Origin of the sequence: Mesorhizobium sp. M5C.F.Ca.ET.164.01.1.1, assembly GCF_004792125.1 — a bacterium.
Lineage (GTDB): Bacteria > Pseudomonadota > Alphaproteobacteria > Rhizobiales > Rhizobiaceae > Mesorhizobium > Mesorhizobium wenxiniae.
In genome coordinates this window covers 1-374 of the sequence record NZ_SRTG01000210.1, presented here as the reverse complement: position 1 = coordinate 374, position 374 = coordinate 1, and the positions used below count along the sequence as shown (strand labels likewise).

Here is a 374-nt window from a genome sequence, read left to right as displayed (position 1 = left end):
TAGCTCCTTTGCATGTCGTCGTCCCAAAGCCGGGACCTGTTTCGGACGACATGCGGTGATGCTCGACGCCGAGCCTGACCTTTCGGAACGGCTTTTTTCTGATATCGATTTTTCTGACGGCGCCGTTGTAGCCGTGTCCGGCGGCAGCGACTCGACCGCCCTTCTCATCCTCCTCAAGACCCATCTCGACCGCGTCGCGCCTGCGACCAGGCTGCTGGCGGTGACAATCGACCACGATCTGCGGCAAGGCTCGGCGGCGGAAGCGCGCGAAGGGGCCAGGCTTTGCGCCGAGCGCGGCATCGCGAACCGCACCCTCGTCTGGTCGGGCAAGAAGCCGTCGTCCGGCCTGCCCGCCGCTGCGCGCGAGGCGCGCT

General features: G+C 66.3%; 1 protein-coding gene. It reads left to right on the top strand.

Translation table 11 applies throughout. The annotated features are described in order from the left end of the window. Positions 1–58: 58 nt before the first annotated feature. A partial coding sequence (locus tag EN807_RS33165; protein WP_281405250.1) for an ATP-binding protein occupies positions 59–374 on the top strand: 316 nt, incomplete at its 3' end.